This is a genomic window from uncultured Propionibacterium sp., assembly GCF_963539965.1.
In the GTDB taxonomy this organism is placed as follows: domain Bacteria; phylum Actinomycetota; class Actinomycetes; order Propionibacteriales; family Propionibacteriaceae; genus Propionibacterium.
In genome coordinates this window covers 43,634-50,635 of sequence record NZ_CAUTOU010000008.1, presented here as the reverse complement: position 1 = coordinate 50,635, position 7,002 = coordinate 43,634, and the positions used below count along the sequence as shown (strand labels likewise).

The following is a 7,002-nucleotide window of genomic DNA, read 5'->3' as shown; positions in this document are numbered from 1 at the left end:
CCCGCCCCACTCCGCAGTGGGGTGTCATCTGGGGGCGCCCCCCCGGTGCGCGACGGGGGGGGGCGCCCGGGGCGGCCCCGGCGGGCGTCGCAGTGGGGGGGGGGGGCGGGGCGGGCCCCGGGGCCCGGCCACGGCCTGCCGTCGGCCGATCACTCGGTCCAGGGACGCCGGCCCCAGAAGCCGTCGGGCGCGAACAGCCTGTCGACCTGCTCGGTGAGCACGCCGAGCTCGAACAGCGTGTCGGGCAGGGTGTACCGGCTGCGGATCATGCGGCAACGCAGGTAGGTGTCCTTGAAGCGCCGGCGGTCCAGGCCGACCTGCTGCGGATGGTAGAAGGCGCCTACCCCCTTGAGGATTGACTCGGCCTGCTCGGGCGGGATGAGCTGGGCGCGGGCCCGGGCGGTGATCGCCGGCCACTTGGCCTTGATCAGCTCGATGCGCTCGCGCAGCTGGTCGGCGGTCAGGTACTTGTCGAGCGTCTGCTTGACAGCCGGCTCCACCATATTGCCGGTGAACCACGAGCGCACATAGGCCTCGGTGTCCTCGCGGCTGCGCCATGCGGCGACGGCGGCCTCCGTGTCGATGGCCTCGACGTCCATGTCGACGACGTTCTGCCACAGCGACAGGGTGGCCAGCGTGCCCAGGCCGACCTTGAAGCCGTGGGTCAGCGGAGGGTCCTGCTCCATGCCCAGATGCTCCATCTCCCAGACGTGGGAGAAGAGGTGGCCCGCGCCGGAGGCCGGGCGGGAGCTGATGCGGTACTTCTGCATCGACAGGCCCGAGAGCACCAGGCCCTCGGCCAGGGCGGTGAAGGAGCCCGGGTTGCGGTCGACCAGGCCCTGCGGGTCGCTGATGGCGGCCCGCAGGCGGCCCTGGGCCAGATCCCAGGAACCCTGGTCGACGGGCTCGATGCCCAGCTCGTCGGCGAGGATCCAGTCGGCACCGGCCGGGATCTTCTCGATGAGATCGCCGACTCCGGTGGCGGTGCAGCGCCGGGGGGCCTCGGCCAGGGTCGGCAGGTCGACGATGAGGCCCTGCGGTGCGCGGCAGGTGAGCGTCGTCTTGAAGCCGTCCACCGAGACGGAGGCGCCGAACGCGGCGTAGCCGTCCATCGAGGCGGCGGTGCACACCACCATGTAGCGGCGGCCGAGCTCGTCGCTCGCCTTCTTGACGAGGTCGTTCAGCGTGCCCGAGCCGATGACCACGGCCCGCACGTCCTGCCCGCCGAGGAGCTCGCGCAGGAGCTCCACGTTCTCGTACTCGGCGTAGACGCTGGGGCTGGCCGGGAAGACGTACGGCTCGGCGAGCTCGACGCCGGCGTCCCTGAGCGACGCGGTCACCTGCTCGCCGGCGACCGCCCACGTGTTGCCGTCGGCCACGACGATGCCCCTGGCGCCGTCGAAGAGCCGGGTGAACACGCGGCCGGTCTCTCCCAGCACGCCATCGCCCATGACCACGACGTCCGTGTCATCGGCGCTCCGGAGCGCCCGTTCGATCAGATCTGACATCTCGTCCCCTCCGAACTCACTGCTGCGCCTCGTGGTCCACCATGGAGCGGATCATCGGCTGCAGCTTGGGGTACGTGTCGCAGTAGTTGTCGAGGTAGAACTCGTACTCCTCGTGGCGCTGCGGGTCGGGCTCCAGGACGTCGACCTCGTGGACCATCGACGCCGCCGCATCCGGCAGGTCCTTGTAGAGCCCGGCGCCGACGGCGGCGAGCATGCAGGTGCCCAGCACGACAGCGTCGCCGACCTCGGTCAGCACGATCGGCACGCCCGAGACGTCGGCGTGCATCTGGATCCAGTCGCGGCTCTTGGTCGCGCCGCCGCAGGCCACCATGCGCTTCACCTCGAACCCGGCCGCCTTCATGGCCCGCAGGTTGTGCGCATTGCCGTAGCAGACCGACTCCTGGATGGCGTGGTAGAAGTGCGCCGGGGTGTGCGCCAGCGACAGGCCCCAGATGATGCCGCGGGCCTTCGAGTCCGTGTACGGGGTGCGGTTGCCCTGGAAGTACTCGTTGATGATCAGGCCGTCCGAGCCGGGGCGGATGTCGCGGGACTGCTCGTTGAGCACGTCGTACGGGTTGAGACCGATGCGCTCGGAAGCCTGGATGACGTCGCGGGCGAAGTTGTCGCGGAACCACTTGAGCACCGAGCCGGTGGAGACCTGCGAGCCCTCGACCGTGTACTGGCCGGGCATGACGCCGTCGGTGTAGGCGCCGAAGAAGCCCTCGCCGTGGATCTCCTTGTCGGACTGGCCGGTCAGCACGTGGGACGAGCCGGTGATGAGGGCCATCTGGCCGGGCTGCAGGACGCCCAGGCCGATCTGGCCGGCCCATGCGTCGGCCATGCCCTGGGCGACCGGGATGCCGGGGCGCAGGCCGAGCAGCTGGGCCGGGATGGTGCCGAGCTCGCCGACCGGGACGCCGAGGTCCAGGACCCGCTCGGGGATCTTGTCGAAGACGTCGCCGCAGCCGATGGTCTCGTAGAAGTCCTTCGGCCAGCCGCCCTTGTCGCGGTTGTAGTACATGCGGATTGCCGCGGAGTTGATGTTGGTCGTCCACTCGCCGGTGAGCTTGTAGGTGACCCAGTCGGGGGCGTCGACCAGGTGGGCGGCCCTCCGGTAGGTCTCGGGCTCGTTCTCGCGCAGCCAGGCGGCCTTGAAGGGATACCACTCGGCGGTGGCCGGGGAGTAGCCGCCGCCGTTGTAGAGGCGGGCGACCGAGTCGGACAGACCGGCGCGCCCGGCCTGTTCTGTGGCGCGCACGTCCATCCACATGATGGCCGGGCGGAGCTCCTCGCCCTTGGCGTCCATGGCCACCATCGTCAGAGTCGTGGCGTCGTAGGAGATGCCAGCGATGGCCGAGCCAGGTACGCCCGAGCTCTCGAGGGCCTTGTGCGTGGAGGCCTGCAGCGCCTTCCACCAGTCCTCCGGGTTCTGCTCGGCCCAGCCCGGACGCGGATGCGTCGTGGCGTAGGGCGTGGCGGCGAAAGTGATCGGACGGCCCTGCATGTCGCAGATGGCCGCCCGGCACGACTCGGTGCCGTAATCGATGCCGAGCAGGTAGGGGCCGTTGTCAGTCATGAAGAACTCTCCTTTGAGCAGTGGTGGGATGGTGTTCGTGGTGAGTGGGGCGGCTCAGTCGTTGTCCTCGTCGTTGTCCTCGGTCCAGCCCAGGTCCTCCCAGACCGAGGCGGGGATGAGGCGGTCGACGCGGTCGAGCACATAGGTCGGCGTGTGGGCCTCGTCGAGCGTGGAGATGTCCTCGGACGTCGCCTCGCCGGTGAGCACGCACGCCGACTTCATGCCGGTGTCGAACGCCATCTGAATGTCGGTCTGGAGGCGGTCGCCGACCATGACGCAGTCGGCCACGTCGACGGCGAGCCCCGACAGGGCCTCGGTGAGCATCACCGAGGAGGGCTTGCCGAAGTTCACCCGGCACGTGGTGCCGGTACAGGCCTCGATGGCGGCGGTGACGGCCGCGCAGTCGGGCTCGCCGCGCCCGCCCGGGAAGGGGCAGAACCGATCGGGATTGGTCTGCACCAGGAAGGCCCGCTCGTGGTACCAGATGGCGTCGAAGGCGATCTGGAGCTTGCGGTAGTCGAAGGTGCGGTCGTACGAGGCGATGACGATGTCGATCCTGGACGGGTCATCGCTCAGCACGAAACCGGCCTCGGTCAGGGCGCGGCACAGGGGCTGCTCGGCGATCGGGAACAGGACGGCGTCCGGATGATTCTCGCGGAGCCAGCGGACGGTCGTCACAACGGTGTTGCAGATGTCCTCGAGCCCCGTGGGCAGCCCCAGGCCGGCCAGCTTCCTCACGTACATGTCAGGGTCCCTGGTGGGGTTGTTCGACAGGAAGCGCACCGGGATCCCGCGGCGGCGCAGCTCCTCGATCATGCGCTTCGCGCCGGGCAGGAGCTGGCTGCCGAGGTAGATCGTGCCGTCGAGATCGAAGATGTAGGCATCCCCGAACTCGGTGGGACCGCTCACGAGACCGTGATTCACGCTTGATTCCTCTCCTCTCGGGGCCGGCCGCCGGTCGGTCAGGACAACAGGGCCGCCAACGAGACGACAATAGTGTTGCCGAGCCAGATGCAGGCGGCCGGAGGATCGACGTGGCTCGTGCCGCGGTTGTACCACAGGCGGGCGGCGAACTCGCCGAGGGCCGCTGTGACGACGCCGAAGACACCGGCGACGAGGATCGCCACGAAGGCCATCAGCCAGGTGTGCGAGTCCCAGGTCGAGGTGGCGGTCCAGGTGAAGGCGCTGAAGCTCTTGCCCATGAGGACGGGGAAGAACTGGACGGCGGCCAGGCCGGCGATGTTCGTCACATGGTGCTGAACCGGCATGTTCCGGTTGGTGATGAGGAACAGGATGATGATGGCCGAGATGCCGAAGCAGAAGGTGTTCGCATTGGCTGCGGCCAGGGTGTTGGCGAGGCCCATCGCGGTGAGACGCGCACCGACATTGGCGGCCAGGAACAGCGAGGCGCCACCGGCGAAGACGCCGAACAGCGAGCCGATCGTGACCAGCTGGGAGGGCTTCTCCTGCCACTCGAGCCAGCGCCCGTTGGGGCCCGGCTTGATCTTGGCCGGGAAGCTGGTGGCGTCCTCGTGGAAGCCCTCGGGATTGTGCAGTGAGCCCTTGAAGAGGCCCTTGCCGGGAACGCCGCCGAAGGCGAGGCGGGCCAGCAGGCCGGACAGCAGGACGGTGAAGGCGATCGAGTCCGTGTGGGAGCCGAACCACGGGAGGCGGCTGACGCCGATCTGGCACAGATATCCGAAGACGCCGAAGCAGGCGCCGACGACCAGGATGCTGGGTCTGCCGAGCCCGGCCAGCGGGGAGTTGACGTCCTTGCCGTCGGTCATGTGGCCCTTGTAGCGGGCGTAGATGGCTGCGGCGACGCCGCCCGCGAAGGCGATGTGCGGGCCCATGAAGGGGCCGAAGGCCAGGTAGTCGAAGCCGAAGGTGCTGCCGGTGGCGGCGAACATGCCCCATGAGGCGAGCACGCAGAAGCCGACGAGCACGAACGCGTAGTTGCCGCCGATGGCGGCACCGACGGCGCCGCCGGCGATGGCGGCCAGGAGGCCGAAGAGGAAGACCCCCAGAGAGGCTGTGAACATCCTTGTTCCTTCTTGATTGTTCGGTGATGGACGGATGCGTCCGATGCTCGGCGCATCGGCGGGCTCATCGCCGGGCGGGCCCGGCGAGGAACGCCCCTGCGGAGGGGACGCCGTGTCGGAGGGGAAACGGAAATGGGTCCCGGCGCCGTGCACGGTCTGCGCTGCGCGCCATGGGGGCCACATGAACAACAGGACTGATGAAAATTTCATCATGATTGTTGCGATGAACTCTCACCGCCCCGCAACCCACGGGCGAGCACAGGGCCGGCACAGGCCCGGAGTCACCCTGGCTCACGCCCGGCAGCACCGGACGAGAGACCCCGGACAAGTCCCCGGTGACACGTATAAAACCCTCCGACAAGGATTTACATAGCGAACTCGGGTGAAGGGCAGGCTCGACGAGAACGATTGGCGCGAAGGCCGCATCGCATTCACCGAACATCATCCACCTGAGTCCCGGACAACCGGGCTGCTCCGCCCGGACCCATTTCGTACGGGAACAATAACAGCTCTGATGATAATTGTCACTTTGGCTCTTGTTCCGGCCCTCAGATCCCTTGTTGACCCCGGGGCGGGCTTATGGCCCGGCGAGTCCGCGAACGGTTGGGGCTCCCGAGTCGGGAGCCCCATGGAGTCCAGTCGGGATCAGGCGCGCTTCGCGGCCCCGGTCTTGACGATGCGGCGCTCGTGCGCCGAGGCCACGATCACGTCCACCCCGGCATCCTCGAGACGCCTCAAGGCCTGCTCGGGGGCCTTGGCGTCGACGACGACGTGGTCGAAGTCGCTCAGTTCGGCGAACTTGAACAGCGCACGGCGGTTGAACTTGGTGTTGTCGATGAGCAGCACCCGCACCTCGCTGGAGCGCAGCATGGCCGTCTTGACCTCGGCAACCTCCTGATAAGGATGGAAGCAGGCCATCGACGAGATCCCCGAGGTGGACAGGAAGCAGTAGTCGGCGTGCATCGACTTGATGGTCTGCACGGTGGTCGGTCCCATCAGGGCGTGGGCCCACGAGCGGTACTCGCCACCGGCCATGATCAGCTGAGCCAGCCGGTTGTCGGTGACCTCATCGGCCACGAGCAGGGAGTTCGTGACGATGGTCAGGGACGACAGGTCGGCCAGGGCGCGCAGCAGCCAGACGGATGAGCTCGAGTCGTCGAGCATGATCGAGGAACCGTTGGCGACGAGCTTGGCCGCTTCGGCCGCGACGAGGCGCTTCTCGTCCGAGGCCTGCTCCAGGCGGAAGACGGCATCGGCCTCGTGCAGGCCGCTCGCCACGGCGACGACGGTGCCGTTGTGCAGCTGAACGATGTTGCTCTGCTCCAGCACCGCCACATCGCGGTAGATCGTCATGGCGGAGACGCCGGTCAGATCGGCGAGCTCTTCGATGGTCGCCTTTCCCTTGCTTATGACGGCCTGCGCGATGGCGTACTGCCTGGCCCTGGGACCCGAGGAGTGCCCCTCACGAGTACTGGCCATGTCGCCTCCTCACGGACGAGGTTCGTTCACAGGATACTGAGCGCCCCGGGCCGCAGGCGCGCCGGGGACTGCGGACCAACACGCGGACCAACACCTGGCAGCGCCGGTCCCCCGGGAGCAGTTGGATCTATGGTTGCATCACCTCGATGAGGCGCGCAGCGTCCCATCCGTCCCCCGCGGGAGCGCCGCGCGCCCCGCCCGCGCACTGGAGGAGATTCCGTGATCGTGCTGTTCGCAGCCGCCGTGACCTTCATCGGCGTCGTCCTGCCCCTCATCCGGGCTCTGTTCCAGCCCAACGGTGCACCCGAGCTGACCACCGCGGCCTGATCCGGGCCCGGGCCGGCGGGGACCGGTCATGCCCCGAGGATCACCGGCCGCGCCCAGGGGGCACGGATAG

At 68.4% G+C, this 7,002-nt stretch carries 5 protein-coding genes; all 5 read right to left on the bottom strand.

Annotated elements, in window-relative coordinates; all coding sequences use genetic code 11:
- Window positions 1-149 precede the first annotated feature (149 nt).
- Entirely contained in the window at window positions 150-1,508 is a 1,359-nt protein-coding gene (locus tag R2N01_RS03275) for a sn-glycerol-1-phosphate dehydrogenase (protein ID WP_316668427.1), read from the bottom strand.
- A 16-nt stretch (window positions 1,509-1,524) separates the two neighbouring features.
- The gene (locus tag R2N01_RS03270) at window positions 1,525-3,084 is read right to left on the bottom strand and encodes an FGGY-family carbohydrate kinase (protein WP_316668424.1); all 1,560 of its coding nucleotides are present in this window, start codon (window positions 3,082-3,084) and stop codon (window positions 1,525-1,527) included.
- Between the two features lie 54 nt (window positions 3,085-3,138).
- Entirely contained in the window at window positions 3,139-4,008 is an 870-nt protein-coding gene (locus R2N01_RS03265) for an HAD hydrolase-like protein (protein ID WP_316668421.1), read from the bottom strand.
- 38 nt (window positions 4,009-4,046) lie between these two features.
- Window positions 4,047-5,126 carry a hypothetical protein gene (locus tag R2N01_RS03260; RefSeq protein ID WP_316668419.1) on the bottom strand — a complete coding sequence of 360 codons (1,080 nt, stop codon included), beginning with the start codon at window positions 5,124-5,126 and terminating at the stop codon, window positions 4,047-4,049.
- A 645-nt stretch (window positions 5,127-5,771) separates the two neighbouring features.
- Entirely contained in the window at window positions 5,772-6,605 is an 834-nt protein-coding gene (locus R2N01_RS03255) for a DeoR/GlpR family DNA-binding transcription regulator (protein ID WP_316668417.1), read from the bottom strand.
- Window positions 6,606-7,002 lie beyond the last annotated feature (397 nt).

Coding starts and splice junctions, on each gene's coding strand:
- R2N01_RS03255 (WP_316668417.1), bottom strand. CDS start 6,605: ATGGCCAGTACTCGTGAGGGGCACTCCTCGGGTCCCAGGGCCAGGCAG.
- R2N01_RS03275 (WP_316668427.1), bottom strand. CDS start 1,508: ATGTCAGATCTGATCGAACGGGCGCTCCGGAGCGCCGATGACACGGAC.
- R2N01_RS03270 (WP_316668424.1), bottom strand. CDS start 3,084: ATGACTGACAACGGCCCCTACCTGCTCGGCATCGATTACGGCACCGAG.
- R2N01_RS03260 (WP_316668419.1), bottom strand. CDS start 5,126: ATGTTCACAGCCTCTCTGGGGGTCTTCCTCTTCGGCCTCCTGGCCGCC.